This window comes from Stenotrophomonas sp. HMWF023 (assembly GCF_003060985.1).
Taxonomy (GTDB): domain Bacteria; phylum Pseudomonadota; class Gammaproteobacteria; order Xanthomonadales; family Xanthomonadaceae; genus Stenotrophomonas; species Stenotrophomonas lactitubi.
This window is the reverse complement of the sequence record NZ_QAIJ01000313.1, coordinates 28,142-48,485: the sequence shown is the minus strand read 5'-3', so window position 1 is coordinate 48,485 and position 20,344 is coordinate 28,142. Positions and strand designations below refer to the sequence as shown.

18 protein-coding genes and 1 pseudogene are annotated in these 20,344 nt (G+C 65.1%); 13 read left to right on the top strand and 6 right to left on the bottom strand.

Features of this window, described 5'->3' with window-relative positions; genetic code table 11:
• Both DBR20_RS18740 and DBR20_RS18735 read left to right on the top strand, forming a co-directional pair.
• Positions 1 to 93: pseudogene (locus DBR20_RS18740) on the top strand (translation initiation factor IF-1); the annotation flags it as partial.
• Positions 94 to 296: 203 nt separating this feature from the next.
• Entirely contained in the window at positions 297 to 692 is a 396-nt protein-coding gene (locus DBR20_RS18735; RefSeq protein WP_108267600.1) for a hypothetical protein, read from the top strand.
• A gap of 79 nt (positions 693 to 771) precedes the next feature.
• On the opposite strand, the gene clpA is transcribed toward DBR20_RS18735, so the two are convergent.
• On the bottom strand, positions 772 to 3,054 hold the full coding sequence (gene clpA, locus DBR20_RS18730) for an ATP-dependent Clp protease ATP-binding subunit ClpA (RefSeq protein WP_108267598.1): 2,283 nt from the start codon (positions 3,052 to 3,054) through the stop codon (positions 772 to 774).
• A gap of 138 nt (positions 3,055 to 3,192) precedes the next feature.
• Between clpA and DBR20_RS18725 the strand changes: the two genes are divergently transcribed.
• On the top strand, positions 3,193 to 4,005 hold the full coding sequence (locus DBR20_RS18725) for an APH(6) family putative aminoglycoside O-phosphotransferase (RefSeq protein WP_108267596.1): 813 nt from the start codon (positions 3,193 to 3,195) through the stop codon (positions 4,003 to 4,005).
• A gap of 46 nt (positions 4,006 to 4,051) precedes the next feature.
• Here the strand turns inward: DBR20_RS18725 and clpS are convergent, their stop codons facing one another.
• On the bottom strand, positions 4,052 to 4,378 hold the full coding sequence (gene clpS / locus DBR20_RS18720; RefSeq protein ID WP_025879127.1) for an ATP-dependent Clp protease adapter ClpS: 327 nt from the start codon (positions 4,376 to 4,378) through the stop codon (positions 4,052 to 4,054).
• A gap of 113 nt (positions 4,379 to 4,491) precedes the next feature.
• Between clpS and DBR20_RS18715 the strand changes: the two genes are divergently transcribed.
• The 8 genes from DBR20_RS18715 (at position 4,492) to DBR20_RS18680 (ending at position 10,128) form a co-directional block, all read left to right on the top strand.
• The gene (locus tag DBR20_RS18715; RefSeq protein ID WP_108267594.1) at positions 4,492 to 4,980 is read left to right on the top strand and encodes a hypothetical protein; all 489 of its coding nucleotides are present in this window, start codon (positions 4,492 to 4,494) and stop codon (positions 4,978 to 4,980) included.
• 1 nt (position 4,981) lies between these two features.
• Positions 4,982 to 5,443: an NUDIX hydrolase gene (locus DBR20_RS18710; RefSeq protein WP_108267592.1), complete on the top strand. Its 462-nt coding sequence runs from the start codon at positions 4,982 to 4,984 to the stop codon at positions 5,441 to 5,443.
• Entirely contained in the window at positions 5,440 to 6,582 is a 1,143-nt protein-coding gene (mnmA, locus tag DBR20_RS18705) for a tRNA 2-thiouridine(34) synthase MnmA (protein ID WP_108267589.1), read from the top strand. The genes DBR20_RS18710 and mnmA overlap by 4 nt, the downstream gene beginning before the upstream one ends.
• On the top strand, positions 6,579 to 7,193 hold the full coding sequence (gene hflD / locus DBR20_RS18700; protein ID WP_089241076.1) for a high frequency lysogenization protein HflD: 615 nt from the start codon (positions 6,579 to 6,581) through the stop codon (positions 7,191 to 7,193). The genes mnmA and hflD overlap by 4 nt, the downstream gene beginning before the upstream one ends.
• Positions 7,194 to 7,319: 126 nt before the next feature.
• Positions 7,320 to 8,510, top strand: a complete 1,191-nt coding sequence (locus tag DBR20_RS18695; RefSeq protein ID WP_108267587.1) for a methyl-accepting chemotaxis protein — start codon at positions 7,320 to 7,322, stop codon at positions 8,508 to 8,510.
• A gap of 98 nt (positions 8,511 to 8,608) precedes the next feature.
• A complete protein-coding gene (locus DBR20_RS18690) occupies positions 8,609 to 8,824 on the top strand; it encodes a hypothetical protein (RefSeq protein WP_108267585.1) in 216 nt (71 codons plus the stop codon).
• A 161-nt stretch (positions 8,825 to 8,985) separates the two neighbouring features.
• The gene (locus tag DBR20_RS18685; protein WP_108267583.1) at positions 8,986 to 9,450 is read left to right on the top strand and encodes a hypothetical protein; all 465 of its coding nucleotides are present in this window, start codon (positions 8,986 to 8,988) and stop codon (positions 9,448 to 9,450) included.
• A gap of 150 nt (positions 9,451 to 9,600) precedes the next feature.
• Complete coding sequence (locus DBR20_RS18680) at positions 9,601 to 10,128, top strand: hypothetical protein (protein WP_108267581.1); 528 nt, start codon at positions 9,601 to 9,603, stop codon at positions 10,126 to 10,128.
• A gap of 84 nt (positions 10,129 to 10,212) precedes the next feature.
• Here DBR20_RS18680 and DBR20_RS18675 read toward each other — a convergent pair whose 3' ends face one another.
• The gene (locus tag DBR20_RS18675; RefSeq protein WP_108267578.1) at positions 10,213 to 12,972 is read right to left on the bottom strand and encodes an EAL domain-containing protein; all 2,760 of its coding nucleotides are present in this window, start codon (positions 12,970 to 12,972) and stop codon (positions 10,213 to 10,215) included.
• Between the two features lie 143 nt (positions 12,973 to 13,115).
• On the opposite strand from DBR20_RS18675, the gene DBR20_RS18670 reads away from it, so the two are divergent.
• Both DBR20_RS18670 and DBR20_RS18665 read left to right on the top strand, forming a co-directional pair.
• A complete protein-coding gene (locus DBR20_RS18670; RefSeq protein ID WP_108267576.1) occupies positions 13,116 to 15,218 on the top strand; it encodes a PAS domain-containing sensor histidine kinase in 2,103 nt (700 codons plus the stop codon).
• Positions 15,219 to 15,222: 4 nt separating this feature from the next.
• A complete protein-coding gene (locus DBR20_RS18665; protein ID WP_108267574.1) occupies positions 15,223 to 16,989 on the top strand; it encodes an EAL domain-containing protein in 1,767 nt (588 codons plus the stop codon).
• Between the two features lie 8 nt (positions 16,990 to 16,997).
• Here the strand turns inward: DBR20_RS18665 and DBR20_RS18660 are convergent, their stop codons facing one another.
• The 3 genes from DBR20_RS18660 to DBR20_RS18650 form a co-directional block, all read right to left on the bottom strand.
• Positions 16,998 to 18,158 carry an ABC transporter permease gene (locus DBR20_RS18660; RefSeq protein ID WP_181393130.1) on the bottom strand — a complete coding sequence of 387 codons (1,161 nt, stop codon included), beginning with the start codon at positions 18,156 to 18,158 and terminating at the stop codon, positions 16,998 to 17,000.
• A gap of 65 nt (positions 18,159 to 18,223) precedes the next feature.
• Positions 18,224 to 18,826 carry an ABC transporter ATP-binding protein gene (locus DBR20_RS18655; RefSeq protein ID WP_229979738.1) on the bottom strand — a complete coding sequence of 201 codons (603 nt, stop codon included), beginning with the start codon at positions 18,824 to 18,826 and terminating at the stop codon, positions 18,224 to 18,226.
• A gap of 71 nt (positions 18,827 to 18,897) precedes the next feature.
• On the bottom strand, positions 18,898 to 20,344 hold a 1,447-nt coding region (locus DBR20_RS18650; RefSeq protein ID WP_108267568.1), incomplete at its 5' end, for an efflux RND transporter periplasmic adaptor subunit.

Here is a 20,344-nt window from a genome sequence, read left to right as displayed (position 1 = left end):
AACTACATCCGCATCCTCACCGGTGACCGGGTCAAGGTTGAAATGACCCCGTACGACCTGACCAAGGGTCGTATCACCTACCGAATGAAGTAAGCGGCTGGCGCGTTGCGCCACCCCGACAAGGCCAGCCCTGGACGCTGGCCTTTTGTCATGCCTGAAATCCGGCCCTGCCGGACGGCACCCTGACCGAATGCACCGTGACATCGGTCAGCCATCCTTGCGGCAGATTCGCATTCGGACTGGCGGCGTCATCGTGGCATCCGATCCAGTCCGGATCGCCACCCCCTGCCCCCGCCATGAACACGTCATCCCTGTCCGCTGGCTTCGCTGCCCTCGCACTCATCACTGCCGCCCTGGCCGCTCCCGCTGCCCAGGCCGCAGACACAGCGCCGGCAACCACCGGCGACAGCTGCATTGCCTTGAGTGAGGACCAGCAGATCGTGCGCGCCGGCGCCGATCGCGATGTGCTGCTGCGCAATGGTGACCAACACTATCGCGTCGTCTTTACCGCCTCCTGCAACAGCGCCGTGACCTCGCGGCGGCTGGCCATTGAAACCGACGGCCAGAGCAACCAGTTGTGCGGCGGCTCGCGCAGCGTGCTGAAAACTGATCGCGCCAGCTGCACGATCGAGCGGGTCGAGCCCCTCGAAGCCGACACCTTCAAGCGCATCGCCCGCCAGCGCAGCCGCTGAGGGCTGGGAGCTGACACGACAAGGGCGGCCTGAGCCGCCCTGTCGTTGCGTCTGCGGCCGGGCAATGCCCGGCACAGCCTTACTCCACCGTGGCCGGCAACAGCCGCTCAGGCTCGGCCTGCGACTCGACCACCAGCTCGTCGTTGCGCACGTCGATGCTGACCTTGCCGCCGTTGACCAGCTTGCCGAACAACAGCTCGTCGGCCAGCGGGCGCTTGACCTTGTCCTGCAGCACCCGCGCCATCGGGCGAGCACCCATCAGCGGGTCGAAGCCGTGGTGGGCCAGCCAATCGCGCGCGGTCGGGGTGGCCGACAGGCTGACGTGCTTCTCCTGCAGCAGCATCTCCAGCTCGATCAGGAACTTGTCCACCACGCGCAGGATGTGCTCGAAGCCCAGCGGCTGGAACTGCACCACCGCATCGAGGCGGTTGCGGAACTCCGGGGAGAACGAACGACGGATGGTCTCCATCGCATCGGTGGCGTGGTCCTGCTTGGTGAAACCGATCGAGCGCCGCGAGGCCTGCGCCGCGCCGGCATTGGTGGTCATCACCAGCACCACGTTCTTGAAGTTGGCTTCGCGACCATTGGTGTCGGTCAGCACGCCGCGGTCCATCACCTGCAACAGGATGTTGAAGATGTCCGGGTGCGCCTTCTCGATTTCATCCAGCAGCAGCACGCAGTGCGGCGTCTTGACGACCTTCTCGGTCAGCAGGCCGCCCTGGTCGAAGCCGACGTAGCCCGGAGGGGCACCGATCAGGCGGCTGATCGAATGCGGCTCCATGTACTCGGACATGTCGAATCGGACCAGCTCAATGCCCAGCTGCAGCGCCAGCTGCTTGGTCACCTCGGTCTTGCCGACACCGGTGGGACCGGCGAACAGGAAATTGCCGATCGGCTTTTCCGGATTGCCCAGGCCCGAGCGCGCCAGCTTGATGGCCGAGGCCAGGGTGCCGATGGCCGGATCCTGGCCGAAGATCACCATCTTCAGGTTGCGCTCCAGGTGCTGCAGCACATCCTTGTCGGTGGCGCTGACCTGCTTGGCCGGGATGCGCGCCATCTTGGCGACGATGGCCTCGACCTCTTCGACGTCGATCAGTTCCTTGCGCTGGCCTTCCGGCAACAGGCGCTGGCGGGCACCGGCCTCATCGATCACGTCGATGGCCTTGTCCGGCAGCAGACGGTCGGCGATGTGCTTGACCGACAGGTCGACCGCAGCCTGCAGCGCTTCATCGGCGTAGGTGACGCCGTGGTGGGCTTCGTACTTGGACTTCAGGCCCTGCAGGATCTCGTAGGTCTCGCCCACGGTCGGCTCGACGATGTCGATCTTCTGGAAGCGACGCGCCAGTGCCCGGTCCTTCTCGAAGATGCCGCGGTATTCCTGGAAGGTGGTCGAGCCGATGCAGCGCAGCTCGCCCGATGCCAGTGCCGGCTTGATCAGGTTGGAGGCATCCATGGTGCCACCCGAGGCCGAACCGGCGCCGATGATGGTGTGGATCTCGTCGATGAACAGCACCGCATTGGGCACCTTCTTCAACGCGCTCAGCACACCCTTCAGGCGCTTCTCGAAGTCGCCACGGTATTTGGTGCCGGCCACCAGCGCGCCCAGGTCGAGCGAATAGATGACTGCATCGGCCAACACGTCCGGCACCGAGCCCTCCACGATGCGTCGGGCCAGGCCTTCGGCAATCGCGGTCTTGCCGACGCCGGCCTCGCCCACGTACAGCGGGTTGTTCTTGCGGCGGCGGCACAGGACCTGGATGGTGCGTTCGATCTCGTCGGCACGGCCGACCAGCGGGTCGATGCGACCGGCACGGGCCTGCTCGTTGAGGTTGCTGGCGAACTCGGTCAGGGCATCGCCCTTGGGCTCGCCCTCGCCCCCTTCCATGCGGCCCTCGCCCTCGGACGAGGACGGCTGCTCGCCCTCCTCGCCCAGCTTGGCGATGCCGTGGGACAGGTAATTGACCACATCCAGCCGGGTGACGTCCTGCTGGTTGAGGTAATAGACGGCGTGGGAGTCCTTTTCGCCGAAGATGGCGACCAGCACGTTGGCGCCGGTGACCTCCTTCTTGCCGGAGGACTGCACGTGGTACACGGCCCGCTGCAGCACGCGCTGGAAGCCCAGGGTCGGCTGGGTATCGCGGCCATCATCTTCGGCCAGGCGGGACACGGAGGCCTCGATGGCCTGCTCCAGCTCCTGGCGCAGGCGGTCGGCGTCCGCACCGCAGGCCTTCAGTACGGCCTGGGCGGACGGGTTGTCGAGCAGTGCCAACAGCAGGTGTTCGACCGTCATGAACTCATGTCGGGCCTCACGGGCGCGCTTGTAGCACTGGCCGATGGTGTGTTCGAGGTCTTTGCTGAACATGGATTACTCCGGCGGCAGTTGGGGACAATATGCGGCCTGACTACGCGATTTCCATCACCCTAGCGGATTGCGACGTTCAGATGGCGTTAGCAGTGCGAACCGCTTGATCATCGTTCACTCCAGGACAGCACACTCACCATGAGCGAACCCTACCTGAGCCGCTGGCGATTGCGACGTGATGGTCCTTCGATCCGTACCCCCCATGCCCGGCTCTGGCCGGTGCTGACCGCCTCTGGCGAGGCGGCCATGTTGAAGGTGAGCACGGAGACAGAGGAACAGAACGGCCATCGCCTGCTGCGCTGGTGGAACGGCGACGGTGCCGCACGCCTGCTGGCCCACGAGGGACCGGCGATCCTGATCGAACGGGCACACGGCGACTCGCTGCGGCAACGTTCGGTCAAGGGCGAGGACGACGCCTGCACCATGATCCTGTGCCAGGTCCTGCAGCGGCTGCACCGGCCACGGAGCGCACCGCCAGAAGATCTGGTCTGCCTGCGTAGATGGTTCGCGGATCTGCTGCAGGCAAGGGCATCGCTGCCGCCATTGCTGGAACAGTGCAGATCGCTGGCGATGGCACTGCTGGAGGACGAGCAGGAGATACGGCCACTGCATGGCGACCTGCACCACGACAACGTGCTGGATTTCGGCGCGCGGGGCTGGCTGGTGATCGACCCGAAACGGCTGCTGGGCGACCGCGCGTTCGACTACACCACGATGTTCAGCAACCCGGACCTGTGCGGGCCGGACATCCATGTGGCCACCCGGCCAGAGCGCTTCCATGCCCGGCTGGAACAGGTCTGCGGGCTGGCTGATATCGAGCGCACGCGGCTGCTGCGCTGGATCGCGGCCAGTGCCGGGCTGTCAGCGGTGTGGTTCCGGGATGACGGCGACCCGGCCGACATCGATGAGGCGGTGGCCGGGATGGCCCTGCAGGCGCTGGCGGAGGCGTGAATCGGGCTTGGCAGGTGCCCACCTTGGTGGGCACACCGCGTAAGGGTCAGGCCTTTTCCATCGTGCACAGCAGCGGGTGCTGGTTCATCCGCGCGTACTCGTTGACCTGGGCAACCTTGGTTTCGGCCACTTCGCGGGTGAACACACCGCAGACGCCACGGCCACGGGTGTGGACGTGCAGCATCACCTGGGTGGCCTTGTCCAGGTCCATGTTGAAGAACTGCTGCAGGACGTCCACGACGAAATCCATCGGGGAGTAGTCGTCATTGAGCAGCATGACCTGATAGAACGGCGGCGGCGCCACTTCCGGGCGCGCGGGCTCCACGGCAACGCCGTGCTCGTGGTGGGAATCGGGGGCGGACTCGCGAGGCATCGGTCCATTATAAGGGGTGAGACGGTCCTGCGTCGGCCTTGCGCGGAATGGACGGCACGGACGCCCGCCGTCACAATTGCACCTTCCCACACTCTTGGTTTCACAGGATCTTCATGAAAAGGACCCTTCTCTCCGCCCTGCTGATCGCCCTGGCTGCCACTGGCACCGCTGGCGCTGCGACCACCACTGACAGCGCGAAGGCCGACAAGGCCGTTGCCCGTCATCTGGAAAAGCTGGGCTACACCTACGAGGTGGATGAAGACGGCGATTACCAGATGGTGTTCGACGTCGAAGGCGATCGCACCCAGATCGTCTATGTGCGCTCGTCGGTGGAAGACTTCGGTACCCACAACATCCGTGAGGTCTGGTCGCCGGGTTACACCTCGCCGACCAAGCAGTTCCCGGTGGCCGTGGCCAACCGCCTGCTGGAAGACTCGCAGGATGCCAAGATGGGCGGCTGGGTGAAGCAGGAGTCGACCGCGATGTTCGTGGTGAAGATCGATGCCGACGCCACTTCCGACCAGCTCAGCGACGCCATCGATGCGGCCATCCGCACCGCCGATGCGATGGAGCTGGAGCTGACCAAGAAGGACGACCTCTGAGTTGAACACCTCGCCGGACCCGCGCTGGGCACCGCATGCAACCGTCGCCACCGTGGTGGTCGACGGCGGCCGGGTGCTGCTGGTCGAAGAGACCATCGAGGGCCGGCAGGTGCTGAACCAGCCGGCCGGGCACCTGGAGCCGGGCGAAAGCCTGGCCGAGGCTGCCCTGCGCGAGACCGTCGAGGAGACCGGCTGGACGGTGGAACTGACCGCCTTCATCGGCTGCTACCAGTGGACCGCCGCTGATGGCACCCCGTTCCTGCGCTTCTGTTATGCCGCGCGCCCGGTCTCGCACGACCCGGCGCAGCCGCTGGATGCTGGCATCGATCGGGCGCTGTGGATGACCCCGGCCGAACTGCAGGCCGCCGCCGGACGCCAGCGCAGCCCGCTGGTCTGGCAGGTGCTGGCCGACTACCTGGCCGGCCAGCGCTACCCGCTTGCACTGGTCCGGGAGGTCGCATGAGCAGCCCACGGGTGATGGTTGGCGTGTCTGGCGGCGTGGACTCTTCCGTCGCCGCCTGGCGCCTGGTACAGCAGGGCGAGGCCGTGGCCGGTCTGTTCATGCAGAACTGGGCCGACGATGGCAGCGGCGACTGCCGCGCCGAGGACGACCGCCGCGATGCGGTGGCTGTCTGCGGGCTGCTGGGCATCCCGTTCCATTTCCGCGATTTCTCCAACGAGTACTGGCAGGGGGTGTTCGAGCACTTCCTTGCCGAGTACGCCGCCGGCCGCACGCCCAACCCGGACGTGCTGTGCAACCGCGAAGTGAAGTTCAAGCACTTCCTCGATGCGGCCCGCGAGCTGGGCGCCGAGCGCATCGCCACCGGCCACTACGCGCGCATTGCCCAGCGCGGCCATCAGTGGCTGCTGCTGCGCGGCGCCGACCGTACCAAGGACCAGAGCTACTTCCTGCACCAGCTGGGGCAGGAACAGCTGGCGGCCACGCTGTTCCCGATTGGCGATCTGGAAAAGAGCGACCTGCGCCGGATTGCCCGCGACGTGAGCCTGCCGACCCACGCCAAGAAGGACTCCACCGGCATCTGCTTCATCGGCGAGCGCGATTTCCGCGAGTTCCTCGGTCGCTACCTGCCGGCCAAGACCGGGCAGATCCTCGACCCCAGCGATGGCAGCGTGATCGCTGAACACCCTGGCGTCTTCTATTTCACCCTGGGCCAGCGCGAAGGCCTGAACATCGGCGGCGTGCGCGGCCGCCCTGCCGCCCCCTGGTATGTGGTCGGCAAGGACGTCGCCAGCAATGTGCTGTACGTGGACCAGGACCGTGACAGCCCGTGGATGCTGTCCAGCCGGCTGCGCTCGGAGACCGCGCACTGGATTGCCGGTGCGCCGCCGGCACGGCGTTTTGAATGCACCGCGCAGACCCGCTACCGGCAGCCGGATGAGCCGTGCACGGTGGACGTGCTGGACGACGGCAGCGTGCAGGTCTCCTTCGCCCGGCCGCAGCGTGCAGTCACCCCCGGGCAATCCCTGGTGCTGTATGACGGTGAAGTCTGCCTGGGTGGCGCGGTGATCGCCGCCACCGACGCGCCGCTGGAACAGCGCCTGCGCACCACCCCTTCCCCTTTTGAGGTACTCGCTGCATGAGTTTCACTGTCGACGACCGCGTTCTGGCTTTGGCCGGCATTGCCCAGGCCCTGCAGCAGGTACGCCGTATCGCCGATACCGGCCATTCCGACGCCGCTGCCGTGCGCACCGCCGTGGACAGCGTGTTCCGCATCGATGCGTCCTCGCCGCAGGCGGTGTTTGGCGATCGGCACGCGCTGAAGTCCGGCCTGCGCCTGCTGCACAATCATTTCCGCAACCAGGGCCAGGACCCGATCCTGCCCAAGCTGGCCCTGTCGGTGCTGCAGCTGGAGCGCCGGTTCGTGCAGGACGGGGCCACCGTGAACAAGGTCGCCTCCGGTATCGAGCGCGCCCAGCAGCAGGCCGCCGAGCTGGGTGACAGCGGCCATCCCGATGTATTGGCCGCCCTGGGCGGCCTGTACGCGGACACCATCAGCCACCTCAAGCCGCGGGTGATGGTACAGGGCAACCCGCACTACCTGGGCCAGGCCGGCGTGGTGGCCGAGATCCGCGCACTGCTGCTGGCCGCCGTGCGCGCCGCGGTGCTGTGGCGGCAGCTGGGTGGCAGCTACTGGGACTTCCTGCTCAGCCGCAAGGCGATGGTCGAGGCCGTGGACCGGCAGCTGGCCTGAGGGCCCGCGCCCGCCGGGCATGGCCCGGCGGAGCGTCGGAAATCCGGCGCATTCAGAAAGCACATCGACGTTAAAGAGAAGGGGGGTACGGCCGATACATCCTCCGTGCACCTCCCGAGAACGTCCATGTACTCACGCATTTTCATCCGTCTGGCCGCCCCCCTGGCTCTGACCCTGCTGCTCCCCTTCGCCATCGGTTTCGAATGGCCGGTCGCCCTGCGTTGGGCGATCCTGACCACGATGACGCTGAGCTGGCTTGGCTTTGCGTGGTGGACCGCCCGCGCCCAGGCACACCGTTCCCCGGAACATGCCCGTGTCCTGCGTGAGCAGGACCAGCTGCTGACCGAGCTGCGCAACTTCGTCGGCAACGAGATCGACGGTTCGCGCGGCGAAGTGGAACGCGCCCGTGATCTGATCCGCCAGGCCGTCTCCAGCCTCGGCGGCAGCTTCGATGCGATGAACCGCAAGTCGCGCCAGCAGAGCCAGGCGCTGTCGCGCATCGTCGACCGCGCCGGTGACGAAGGCGGCGCCGGCCTCGACGTTGCCCGCTTCGCCCAGCACGCCAGCCACCGCATGGAACAACTGGTGGAAGCGCTGGAACAGGTGAGCGGCCAGAGCAGCACCACCGTGCAGCACATCGACCAGATGGCGCAGCACCTGGATGGCATCTTCGCGCTGCTGGAAGACGTCAAGTCGATTGCCGACCAGACCAACCTGTTGGCCCTGAACGCCGCCATCGAAGCTGCGCGTGCCGGTGAAGCCGGTCGTGGTTTCGCCGTGGTCGCCGACGAGGTACGCAACCTGTCCGAGCGTTCGACCACCTTCAACGAACAGATCCGCAAGCTGGCACACAGCTCCAAGGATGCCATCGCCAAGGTCCGCGAGACGGTTTCGCACATGGCTTCGCGCGATATGGACCGCTCCCGTGAAGCGCGCCAGGAAGCAGCGGCGATGCTGGACAACGTGGCGCAGATCAATGCGTCGCTGGGTGACGGCATGCGCGAAGTGTCCGACTGCGCGCGTTCGATCGATGGCAGCGTGGCCGAAGCCGTGCGCGCCCTGCAGTTCGAGGACATCGCCACCCAGGCGCTGGGCGGCGTGCATACCCACCTGGACCGCCTGACCGCGATCAACCGCGAAGCAGTGGCCCTGCAGGAACTGCTGCATCGCAACGGCGGCGTGTTCGACGAAGAGATCGCCACCGCCCTGCAGCGCACCGGCAGCCGCCTGCGCGAACTGCGCAGCGAATGGGAGCGCCCGCCGCACAAGCCGGTTGCCCAGCAGAGCATGGGCGCCGGTACGGTCGAGCTGTTCTGATCCTGATGTCTGCTGCCTCTTCCGGCAGCGTGCGAGGCCCCGGTTCTGCCGGGGCCTTTGCGTGTGACCCGCCTTTGGATGCATCCTGCAAGCGCACCATGACCCTGATCCGCGCCCTGCCCCCGATCAACGAGAACGAACGCCCGCGCAATGCGGGCGTCCGTGCGCAGCTGCAGCAACTGGAAGATGTGGCCCGCGAAGAGATACAGGAGCTGCAGCAACTGGCCGATGCGCGCCCTGCCCCGGATGTGGCTGGCGACGACCTGCTGGGGTTGGCGTGGGACCTTGGGTTGGATGGCAGTGCGTTGAAGTAGATCCACGCCATGCGTGGATGGCTTTCACCTGAACGACTGCAGTCTCAAATCTACTGCATCGGTCGGCGCTCTATGCCGACAGTGCTTTCAGATTTGTTGCATGGCTTGAGCTGCGAAAGCGGGACAGACTCCCCGCTCCGCCTTGCTGCTCAGGATTCAAAATGGCACTCGACCTTGGAAAGGCCCGCGAGGTCTTCGATGACTTTCTGATGATCATGGACGACCAGATTGAGTGGTTGGTCGACCAAGGGCACTCCCGCGGCATCGACCTTGATGGCAGCCTGGAGAGCCTTGATCGCCTTGAGTTCCTGTACGCACTGATGTCTGCAGCGATGTCGGAGGACGAACAGGGTGCTCTGAGAGTTGTGTTTGCACGATATCTTGGCGATCTCGTGTGCCAGCATCACGGTGGCAAATGGACTCTCCCACTGGATGATCCCAAGGACATCAGTTTCAACATGCCGGTGATCGTGGGGCACTCATCCTGTCCCTGGCTGGAGTTCAATCCCATCCACACGATGCGGGCCTATTCACTTCGGCCCAAGCCCGGAATGATCCGCAGCATCGTCGCACACAGTGTTGACCCACAAATTCTCGATCTCAGCGATCTGGTGGAAGAGGATTGACCCGAAGAAACTGCTAGATTCTTTGGACGGGCCCGCCAGGACTGCGGCTCGTTCTTGACGTCATCGACGCATGGCGTGGATCTACCAGGCAGCCTCCGGATACTACGCACCGCTATGGCATGATGCCCCGGTCCCGTTCATGGAAGACCGATGGCTATCGCCCTCATTGCATTGCTGCTGGTTGAAGTGCTGCTGCTGGTGATGTGGGCACCGTTCTTCTTCCGCGCCGGCATCGTCCTGTTCAACCAACGCGTCGCCGCTACGCCGGCCGAGCTGGCCCAGCTTTCGTTGGCCGGCCTGGAGCATGACCTGCCCACCGACACCTGGTTGCGCCTTGTGTTCCATGCGCTGCCTGACGGCAGCATCGCCTTTCGCGAGAGCTTCGCCCCCAGCTTCGGCGGTCGCTACTTTCCGTTGATGCGCGGCCGGGTGATGATCGACGCGCGGCGCCGGGAGGTGCGGGTGGTCGGGCTGTGTAGCTGGTTCGCGCTGGGCCTGACGCTGATGATGGTACCGATCATTCTGGTCCGCCCGGCGGCGTCGCCGATGCTGGTGGCCCTGCTGCTGTTCTATATGGGCTTTTACATCCAGCGACGACGCTATGCCAACGTGGTCGAAGCGGTGCGCGCACGGCTGCGGTCCGAATTCCCGCAGAGGCTGGTTGCCGCACCAAAGTAGATCCACGCCATACGTGGATGATCGCGCGTGCCGACATCAGTGCCGACCAACGGTCGGCACTCACCAAGGCAGGGGCGCGGCGCATCAACGCACCAGCACCACTTCGCTTGCGGCATCGGTGCGGCCGGGTGCGGCGTGCTGCTGGCGCAGCCACTGCGCCAGGTCGCGCGGGCTGAGCGGGCGCGAGTACAGGTAGCCCTGGATCTCGTCGCAGCCCTGGCGGCGCAGCATGTCCTCTTCCTGGTGCGTTTCCACGCCCTCGGCCACCACCTTCATGCCCAGCGCATGGCCCAGGTGCACGATGGCCTGGGTGACTTCGGCGGTACCGGAATCATGCAGCATGCCCTGCACGAAACTGCGATCGATCTTCAGGCGGCCGACCGGGAAGCGGTTGAGGTAGTTGAGGTTGGAGAAGCCGGTACCGAAGTCATCGACCGCCAGCGGCACGCCATGCCGTTCAAGTACATCGAAGCAGTGGCGCAGGATGTCGGTATCACGGATCAAGGCAGACTCGGTCAGTTCCAGCTCCAGCCGCTGCGGAGGCCAGCCGTGCGCGTGGCAGATTTCGATCACGCGCTCGGCAAAACCACGATCACGCAGCTGCACCGCCGACACGTTTACCGCAATGCGCTCGAAATGCAGGCCAGCACGATCCCACGCTGCCGCCTGGCGACAGGCTTCGGACAGCACCCAGTCGCCGATGCGGACGATCTCACCGCATTTCTCGGCGATCGGAATGAACTCGGCCGGGCTGCAGTAGCCAATCCCCGGACGATGCCAGCGCAGCAGCGCTTCGATCGCCGGCGGCTCCCCGTGATGGGCATGCAGCAGCGGCTGATAGGCCAGGCTGAACTCGTCGCGCTCGATGGCGCCATGCAGGCCGTGCTCGATCTCCAGCCGCCGCTGGATCCGCGCCAACGCGTCCTGGCTGTAATACTGGTAGGTGTTGCGACCGGCTTCCTTGGCCGCGTACATCGCCGCGTCGGCTGCGCGCAGCAGCGAATCGAAGTCGGTCTGGCTCTCGCCTAGCATCGCGATGCCCACGCTGGCGCCCACCTTCAAGGTGGTATCGCCCCGACGCAGCGGCTCGGCCAGCGAATTGATCAGCTTGCGCGCTACATGGCCGGCATCTTCCGGCTCGGCCAGGTCACGCAGCACCACGATGAACTCATCGCCACTGAAGCGGCCGAACAGGTCGTTGTTGCGCAGGTTCTGGTGCAGCCGGGTCGCGGCGGCCTTCAGCAGCGCATCGCCGGTGGCATGGCCGAAACTGTCGTTGATGTTCTTGAAGCCGTCCAGGTCGATGAACAGCATGGCCAGGGACGTGCCGCGATCGCGCGCTTCCTCGATGGCCTCCGACGTCTGTTCACCCAGCAGAACCCGGTTGGGCAATCCGGTGAGCAGATCGTAGTGCGCCAGCAGCTCGATGCGTTCGTTGGCTTCGCGCTCGCGGGTGATGTCACGGAACAGGACCACGAAGCGCGGCGGCAGGCCATCGCGACGATCCAGTTCGATCAGTACCTGTACCCAGACGCGCAGGCCGGATTGGCGGTAGAAGCACAGATCCAGCTGCTCGGGCAGGCCGCCACCGGCAATCCGTCCCAGCGCCGCTTCAAACGCCGCACGCGAATCCTCGGCATACAGTGCCAGAGCCTGGTCCAGGGTGATCGGCTCCTTGCGCAGGCCGTGGATGCGATAGCACTCCTCGGTCCATTGCATGTTGCGCGTGGCAACTTCGATCTCGCAGCCACCAATGCGGCCCAGCGCGGATACGCGGTTGAGCAGTTCGGTGCGCCAGCGGATAAGGGCGTCGGTCTGGTGCTGTTCGGTGATGTTCTGCACCTGCCCCAGCAAGCGCTTGGGCTGCCCGTCCATGTCCAGCAACGGCTGCATCCACAACCGCAGATGCTGGGACGGTTCGTTGCCGCGGGTCAGTTCCAGTTCGATGTTGGCAGCCCGGCCATCACGCCACAGGCGCCGCCAGGCGGCACGCAGTGCGCCGCGTGAGCGGGGGTGCAGCTGCTTGAGCCAACGTCGCTGCCCCGGGATGCTGCCCTGCTGCAGCGCCAGCAGCGAGCGCAGCTCCGGCGACCACCAGAAATGGCGGCTGTGCGGATCGAACGACCAGCTGCCCATGCTGGCGATGCGCTGGGCCTCGCGCAGATGCAGCTGTTGCTCCTGCAGCATGGCCTCCAGCTGCTTCTGCTGCTCGATGTCGGTATGGGTACCGACCATGCGCAGGGGCTGGCCATCGGCGGTACGCGCCACCACCCGGCCGCGGTCCAGCACCCATCGCCACTGGCCATCGGCCTGGCGGAAACGGAACTGGGCGCTGTACTGCTCACTGTCGCCGTGCAGGTGTTCATCCAGCGCGGCGCGCACCTGGGTGATGTCGTCGGCGTGCACGCGCGCCAGTATCTGGGTGGCGGTTTCCTCACCCAGCGCAGGCGTGCGGGCCACCCGGTCGCTGGGGATGTCCCAGTCCCACAGGCTGTGGCCGGCACTGTCCAGTGCAAGTTCCCAGCGACCACCGCCGTCAACCGGCACCGGCTCGGGCACGCTGAGGGTGAAGGCGAGCAGGTTGCCGCTGTTGTCATGCACGGCGCGCAGGTGGCCATCGTAGTGACCACGTGGGCCGCCCGGCAGCGTGCAGGCGACGATTCCACCGTCCGCGGCCAACAGGCGCAGGTCTTCCAGCATCGGCGCGTAGGCGGCCACCGTGGCCGGCAGGCCATGCTCGCGCGCGGCCGGATTGGCCGCGAGCGGGCGCCCGCTACGGTCGACGATGACCAGCGCCGAGGCGAGCGGATGCTGCAGCAGGCTGGCGATGATCCCTTGGTCCACGCGATCTTGCTCCGGATGAAACGCCCGACAGCGGGGCACGCAGTGGTTAACGGCGCCTGCGGCGGATAATTGAGTGGCCAGGGCACACCCGCGCGGTAAGATGACCGGCACCCCTCTTCCCTGCCCATCTCCCTGCCCTGTCCATGCCCGTAGAACCGACCGGCACCGCCCCTGTTCCCGACCCGCGGATGGCGCAGGCGCTGGGTCGCGACCGACGGCGCGTGGTGCTGAGCTATCTGGCGATGGCGCTGGCCTGGATGATCGCCACCGACGGCGCGGTGACGGCGCTGGTGCCCGACCCGCAGCAGGCGGCACTGTGGCAGAGCATGAAGGGCGCATTCTTCGCGCTGGCCAGCGCGGGCCTGTTGTACCTGCTGCTGCGGCCGCTGGCCGAGCACGTGCTGCACACCCACGCCCGCCTGCAGGCTTCCGAGCTGCGACTGCGGCAGATGTTCGAAGGCAACCCCGGCCCGATCCTGGTCTATGACCTGGACACGCTGGCCATCCTCGACGCCAATCCGGCCGCCTGCAGCACCTTCGGCTGGGACCGCGACGCGCTTCTGACGCAGACCATCGACGTGCTCTGGCCACCGGGCCAGGACCAGGCGTTGCAGACCAAGCTGGAAGAGATCCGCGAGGCTCCCGAGCAGCTGTGCATCCTGCGCGCGCAGTTGCAGTTGCGCGATGGCAGCCTGCGGCAGATGGAACTGCGCTCGAACGCGATCGACTACGACGGGCACACTGCGCGCCTGCTGATCGCCATCGACCGCACGGCCGAAGACCTGGCCCAGCTGCGGCGCGACCAGGCATTGGCGCGCGTGGAAGAGGCCCACGAACTGGCGCGGATCGGCGCATGGGAACTGGACCCGTCCACCGGCCAGGGCCGTTACTCCAACCAGGTCTATCGCCTGCTGGGCCGACGCCCGCCCGAAGCGCGACGCTGGCACCGTTTCGATGAGTTGCTGGTGGCGGCCGACCCGGCCACCTCCGCACAGACCGACCAGGTGCTGGCCGGGCTGTGCTCGGGCGGTCAGGTGCAGGTGGATGTGCTGCTGCCGGTACTGGCAATGGATGGCCGCGCGCTGATGGTGCACCTGCGTGCGGCCAGCGGTGTGGATGAGGCCGGCCGTGACCGGATCCTGGGCACCCTGCAGGACGTGACCGAACGTGAGCAGTCACGGCGCCTGCTGCGCGAACGCGAGGAGCAGTTCCGCGAGCTGGTGCGGGTGTTGCCCGATGGCGTGGTGATTCTGTCCGACGAACACGTGCTGTATGCCAACGCCTGGGCGGCCAGCCTGTTCGGCTACGGCAGCCACACGTTGCTGGGTGAACCGCTGTCGGCGTTGGTGGCAGGCGCCGATCTGGCCCGGACGCGCGCGCAGATGCGCGCTGGGCAGCCCCAGCACAGCCCGGGCCACAGCAGCGTGGTGGCGATGCAGCGCGCCGATGGCCGCAGCTTCCAGGCAGGTCTTGCGGTGGGTGACGTGCGCTATGGCGGGCGCGACTGCAAGCTGCTGATCGTGCGCGACCTGAGCGAATCGGAGCAGACCCGCAGCGCACTGGAGACCAGCAACCGCGAGCTGCAGGCGATGGCCGGTCGTCTGTTCTCGCTGCAGGAGGACGAGCGCCGGGCGATCTCGCGCGACCTGCACGATGACATCGGCCAGGCGATCACCGCGATCAAGCTCTCGGCCTATGCGGCGCAGGACGAGGACGATGCGCAACGCCGCGGCGAGGACCTGGCGCAGATCGTCAGCCTGGCCGATACCACCGTCGCCAAGCTGCGCGACATCTCCACCCTGCTGCGGCCGCCGCAGCTGGATGCGCTGGGCCTGGAAGCGGCGTTGAGCTGGCAGGCACGCGTGCTGTTCCGCTCGTCCAGCGTCGAACTGCAGGCTGAAATCGAATCACTGCCCACGCGCCCGGACAACAGCATCGAACAGGCCTGCTTCCGCATCGCCCAGGAAAGCCTGACCAACGTGCTGCGACACGCGCGCGCCAGCCAGGTGGTGCTGCAGCTGCGCGACGTCGACCAGCGAGGGCTGCACCTGATGATCCGTGACGATGGCGAAGGGTTCGACCCGGATGGCCCGCGCGGCCTGGGCCTGATCGTGATGCGCGAGCGCGCGCAGAGCGTGGGCGGCCATGTGCGGATCGAGTCGGCGCATGGCGCCGGTACCCTCGTCGATGTCCATCTTCCTTACCAGGCCGCTGTTACGGCGGCCGTCGAGTCAGCGGAATACTGAGCCCATGTGGAACCCCAACCTGCCCCCGGTCAGCATCGATGATGCACCTGATCGCCTTGGCGCCGGCAACCCCGAGCTGCAGGCGATGGTTGCCGAAGCCGCTTCCGGAGGCACCGCGCTGATGCTGATGCATGTGGACATCGACCACTTCGCCTCGGTCAACGAGAACATGAGCGCGGAGGTCGGTGACCAGGCCCTGGTGCTGGTCGCCCAGCGCCTGCAGTCCTACCTGCGCGGGCGCGGCAAGCTGTGGCGGCATGGCAGCGATGAGTTCCTGATCGCCGTGCCGCGCACCGCCGATCTGCCGCTGGCCGAGGATTTCGCCGAAGAGATCCGCCAGCAGATGGAGCTGCCACTCTCGGTTCTGCCCTATACGCTGTTCATGACCGGCAAGCTGGGCGTGAGCCTGTGTCCGGAGCACGCCAGCAGCGCCTCGCGCCTGCTCGACCATGCCGAGGACGCGCTGTACCAGGCCGCCCGCGAAGGCGGCAATGCGGTGCGCATCCATGCCGTGGACACGCCGCCGAGCGCGCACAGCGAGAGCATCATCGCGCGGCAGATCGTCGATGCCATTCCCAACGGCGAACTGAAGCTGCGTTACCAACCGCTGGTCAGTGCCCGCGATGGCCATGTGGTAGGCATGGAGGCGTTGCTGCGCTGGCAGTCGCCCACCCTGGGCATGCTGGTGCCGGAGCGGTTCATGCGCACCGCCGAGCGCCTGGGCATCATCGTGCAGATCGGCACATGGGTGCTGGAAGGTGCGTTGAAGCAGGCCCGGCTATGGCGCGACCAGGGCTTCGATGATTTCACCATCGCGGTGAATGTATCCACCCTGCAGCTGCTGCGACCGAACTTCTTTGCCGAAGTGATGGGCGTGATCCAGGCTTCGGGCGTGCCGGCGCAGATGCTGACGCTGGAGATCAACGAAAGCGCGCTGACCAACAACGTCAACTTCGTCCACGAAACGCTGGCCAACCTGCGCAACGAAGGCATCAGCCTGAGCCTGGACAACTTCGGCACCGGTGATTCGAGCCTGAGTGCCCTGGTGCGCTACCCGGTGGACAAGCTGAAGATCGACCGCAGCTTCATCAAGAGCGCGCCGGCCGGCAATCGTGAAGCGGCGATCGCCCGCGCGATCATCGCGATGGGCCACCAGCTGGGCATGACGGTGATCGCCAACGGCGTTGAATCGCAGGCGCAGCTGGGCTTCCTGCGCCGCAACGACTGTGACGTGTTCCAGGGCTACCTGTTCGGCGAGCCGATGTCGGCCGACGCCGCAGGCATGACCCTGCGTCGCCGCTACCTGCGCCCCGAAGCGTTCGCCGAAACCCGGCCGGACCGCACCCTGCTGCTGCTGGACGACGAGGAGAACGTGCTGCGCTCGCTGGTGCGCCTGTTCCGCCGCGATGGTTACCGCATCCTGGCAGCGGGCAACGTGCGCGATGCGTTCGATCTGCTGGCCATCAATGATGTGCAGGTGATCCTGTCCGACCAGCGCATGAGCGACATGAGCGGCACCGAGTTCCTGGGCCGGGTGAAGATGCTGTATCCGGACACGATCCGTCTGGTGCTGTCCGGCTATACCGATCTGAACACGGTGACCGATGCGATCAACCGCGGTGCGATCTACCGGTTCCTGACCAAGCCATGGAATGACGACGAGCTGCGCAAGCACATCCACCAGGCGTTCCGCACCTATGAGGAACAGCGGCGCAGCAACGGCGGAGTTCTTGTCGTTGATTCACCGGATACCAACAACGAGCGGCCCTGAGTGCTGCCTTACAGGCGGCGCAGCGCTTCGGCGGGCAACATCGCAGCGGCCCGGGTGGCCGGCAGTACACCAAATCCAACTCCTGCGGCGACCGACACGAGGAAGCCGGCGGCCACAACCATAGTATTGATCTCGACGGCGGTTCCCTGATGCACCGCGATCGCAGTCGCGCCAGCAACGCCGAAACATACTCCGATGATTCCGCCGGCAAGGCACAGCAAGGCTGATTCAAGCAGGAACTGATTTCGGATGGCCACCGGTGAAGCCCCAACGGCCATTCTCAGACCGATCTCGCCAGTGCGTTCAGTGATGGCCACCAGCATGATGTTCATCACGCCGATCCCCCCCACAGCCAGGCAGATGACTGCCACCGAGAGCAGCAGGAACATCATAGATCGATCCGTCCGTGCGCTTACGCGCACCGAGCTTGCCACATCGGAAAGATGGAAATCATCCACGCCACGTTGGCTTCGCGCTGCACCGAGCTGCCGCGTGACATGCGCAGAAACCTCACTGATCCGCTGTGGATCGGTGACACGCACTCCGATCTGCTGTACGGCCTTGTTGGGCAAGGGAAATTCGCCCATGATTTGCCTGCGCGCCGTTTCCATTGGAACGATGACGACATCGTCCAGATCCTGCCCGGCCACCGACTGCCCGCGCTGCTGAAGTACGCAACGGATACCGAACGAAGTACCGTTCATTCTCAATCGGCCATTTATGGGAGACCGCGCGCCAAACAACTTCCTTGCAGTGGATGCCCCGAGGCACGCCACTCTACGCGCACCTCTCAGCTCCTGTGGCGTCAGGGCGCTTCCCTGAGCGACTTCATAGCCCAAAACCGCCAGTCCCTGCTCGTGGATTCCGATCCAACTGGCGATCGCGGTAACCGCACCGCTGGATGCTTCTGTAGTGCCGCGCAGGAACCCACTTGCGGCCACTACCCCGGGCACGGCTTGAATCGTGCGGACATCTTGGTCTCTAAGCTGGTACAGGCCTCCCAGCGGCAGCAAGGCATTGCGATCACCGCGCAAGGTTCCGGAGTTCACATCAAGCCGGTTTGCGCCGAGTTCCGCGATGCTACTAGCGATCTGAACGCGAGTTCCCTCTGCTATCGATGCCACCATCACAATGGCTGCAACTCCGGCAGCAATCCCAAGCGAGGTCAATGACGATCTCAATGGCCTAGCGAGGAGGCTCCGCATGGCGGCCGAGAGCATCCGTTGCGCTCGATTCACTGGAAATTCCCATCGGCGAATTCCAGAAGACGATCCGCGCGTCTCGCCACAACGACATCGTGCGTAACTGTGAGGAGCGTTATTCCCGTTCGATGCAGGGCCTGAAAGAGATCTAGAACATCCCGGGCCGAAGCTTGATCTAAAGCTCCTGTAGGCTCGTCCGCCAGCACCAAACGCGGTCGATTGGCAATTGCACGTGCGATCGCCACCCTTTGCTGCTGGCCGCCAGACAACTCACGCGGCATGCGCTGCGCGAACTCGCCCATTCCCACGCTTTCAAGCGCGCCCGCCGATGCACTCAGAGCGGTCGCTTGAGACACATCGCCGTACTGGAACGGCAGCATTACGTTGTCCAGTACCGTAAGTTCAGATAACAGACTCAGATTCTGGAACACGAACCCCATTTCCCTGTTGCGCAGCCGCGCCAGATCCGACGCAGCAAACAGGGAGACATCTCGCCCAAAGAAAATGTACTGCCCGTCATCGACAGAATCGAGGCAGCCGAGCACGGACAAAAGAGTGGACTTTCCAGATCCCGATGGACCCATCACCGCCACGTGCTCACCCGCAGCGATGGTCAGACTAACCTTGCGAAGCACACTGAACCTGCGTCCGCCTGAAGAGTATGCTTTGCTTACGCTCCGTAGTTCAATTGCAGTTCGAGCCTCGCTCATTGGGGGGGATTACCAGCAGTCGCCACGCGGTCTGAGCTGGAAATCCCACTGACGATCTGCACAAACGCACCATCTTCAAGCCCCGTCAAAACGGTGCGTTTCACCATTCGCTTCCCCTCACGCACGTACACGGCTGCCTGGCGCGCATTGACCACGTCAGCAAGAAACTCATCCAATCTGGCTGATGCGCTCGGGGCCAATTCGCGCTTGAGATCAGAGAATGCATTGAGGATCGCCCTGTGCCGCTGCCTACGCATTGCCACAGCAGGATCCTCGGTGTCTTCGTCAATGACGACCACCTTGGAAGCCATTGGGCCGAAGAATGCAGACAACGCCGGATCCACTGAACCGGGGCCGCCCGCGCCAGGCTGAGGCGCCAAATTCAGGCCTCGGACGACCTCACGAAAAACCTGCGATTGCGTCTTGCTCAGCCGCAATTGCGAGATCGACGATTCCAGTGCGGCCTTCACGATGACCGCAGCGGGAACAACCTGTGCCGGCGATTGCTCGGCCAGTGCAGCCGATGGCAACGACAACACACCAATTCTCCGTTTGATGATGATCCTGGCATCAGCCAGCATACCCGGCACCAGTACACGGTCCGCATTGCCTACGGCGACGATGACTGGATACGTCGCGTTATTACCTTGTATCTTCGGAGCCACGCGCCGTTGGATGATGGTCCCGCGAAACTGCCTGCCAGGAAAGGCACTCACTTCGAACTCAACTTCGCGACCCGACTGAATGGCGCCGATATCCGCTTCGTCGACGGACAGCTCGATAATCATTTCCGACAGGTCTTCAGCGATCCGAAACATGGCGGGTGTTTCGAACGAAGCTGCTACGGTTTGACCGCGCTCAACCAAGCGTTCCAACACAACGCCATCGACCGGGGAACGGATCACAGTCTGATCAAGCTCGTACTGCGCTCGCTCTCTCGCTGCGCGCAGGCGCCGCTCTTCCGCAATCGCTTCTTGGATGGATGATCCCGCCTCGTTGTATCGATCAGCCAGCTGATCCAAGGTAGACCTCGAAACCAGCTTTCGTTCTTCAAGCTGCCGGGTCCGATCCAGCTCACGAGCGAGTGTCCCTGCTGCAATTCGAGCACGGGCAACGCGCGAATGCGCAGCATTCACAGACGCCTCGGCCGAGTGCGCATCAGCCTGATAGCGAGACGGATTGATTTCAGCGATTACCTGCCCTTTACTGACAATGTCATTGAAATCAACAAGCACACGGGCGATCTCACCGGATACTTCCGATCCTACTGTCACGGTTGATCGAGCACTCAATCTTCCGGTGGCCTCAATCGACTCGACTAGCGAGCGCGGCTCCGCCGACACCACTGCATCGGCGTTCTCCAGCAGCTCAGCATGCCGCTGCAACCCGCCCTTGAACAGAGGGATGCATGCCATGACAGCGAGTACGATGACGGCTGCGGCC

Excerpts from the sequence above, each read along its gene's own strand:
- DBR20_RS18735 (WP_108267600.1), top strand. The coding sequence starts at position 297 with ATGAACACGTCATCCCTGTCCGCTGGCTTCGCTGCCCTCGCACTCATC.
- clpA (WP_108267598.1), bottom strand. The coding sequence starts at position 3,054 with ATGTTCAGCAAAGACCTCGAACACACCATCGGCCAGTGCTACAAGCGC.
- DBR20_RS18725 (WP_108267596.1), top strand. The coding sequence starts at position 3,193 with ATGAGCGAACCCTACCTGAGCCGCTGGCGATTGCGACGTGATGGTCCT.
- clpS (WP_025879127.1), bottom strand. The coding sequence starts at position 4,378 with ATGCCTCGCGAGTCCGCCCCCGATTCCCACCACGAGCACGGCGTTGCC.
- DBR20_RS18715 (WP_108267594.1), top strand. The coding sequence starts at position 4,492 with ATGAAAAGGACCCTTCTCTCCGCCCTGCTGATCGCCCTGGCTGCCACT.
- mnmA (WP_108267589.1), top strand. The coding sequence starts at position 5,440 with ATGAGCAGCCCACGGGTGATGGTTGGCGTGTCTGGCGGCGTGGACTCT.
- hflD (WP_089241076.1), top strand. The coding sequence starts at position 6,579 with ATGAGTTTCACTGTCGACGACCGCGTTCTGGCTTTGGCCGGCATTGCC.
- DBR20_RS18695 (WP_108267587.1), top strand. The coding sequence starts at position 7,320 with ATGTACTCACGCATTTTCATCCGTCTGGCCGCCCCCCTGGCTCTGACC.
- DBR20_RS18690 (WP_108267585.1), top strand. The coding sequence starts at position 8,609 with ATGACCCTGATCCGCGCCCTGCCCCCGATCAACGAGAACGAACGCCCG.
- DBR20_RS18685 (WP_108267583.1), top strand. The coding sequence starts at position 8,986 with ATGGCACTCGACCTTGGAAAGGCCCGCGAGGTCTTCGATGACTTTCTG.
- DBR20_RS18680 (WP_108267581.1), top strand. The coding sequence starts at position 9,601 with ATGGCTATCGCCCTCATTGCATTGCTGCTGGTTGAAGTGCTGCTGCTG.
- DBR20_RS18670 (WP_108267576.1), top strand. The coding sequence starts at position 13,116 with ATGCCCGTAGAACCGACCGGCACCGCCCCTGTTCCCGACCCGCGGATG.
- DBR20_RS18665 (WP_108267574.1), top strand. The coding sequence starts at position 15,223 with ATGTGGAACCCCAACCTGCCCCCGGTCAGCATCGATGATGCACCTGAT.